This is a genomic window from Salmonella sp. SAL4457, from assembly GCF_046548235.1.
Lineage (GTDB): Bacteria > Pseudomonadota > Gammaproteobacteria > Enterobacterales > Enterobacteriaceae > Salmonella > Salmonella enterica.
In genome coordinates this window covers 1-265 of record NZ_JBGDZO010000648.1, presented here as the reverse complement: position 1 = coordinate 265, position 265 = coordinate 1, and the positions used below count along the sequence as shown (strand labels likewise).

The window sequence follows — 265 nt, the reverse complement described above, 5'->3', positions numbered from 1 at the left end:
GAGCAGACCGTCCAGGTGTTCGAGAACCTCAAGGCGGTGATAGAGGCTTCCGGCGGCTACCTGCACGACGTCGCCAAGCTGAACATCTTCCTCACCGACCTGTCGCACTTCGCCAAGTTCAACGAGATCATGGGCCGCTACTTCACCCAGCCCTACCCGGCGCGCGCCGCTATCGGCGTAGCCGCCCTGCCGAAGGGCGCACAGGTGGAAATGGACGCCATCGTCGTCCTCGAGTAAGCCGGATGTTCGCGACGGGGCCCAAGGC

Annotated in this window: 1 protein-coding gene; it reads left to right on the top strand. The window is 64.2% G+C overall.

Features of this window, described 5'->3' with window-relative positions; translation table 11 throughout:
• On the top strand, positions 1-237 hold a 237-nt coding region (locus ACLJNW_RS25800), incomplete at its 5' end, for a Rid family hydrolase (RefSeq protein WP_410961451.1).
• Positions 238-265: the final 28 nt, after the last annotated feature.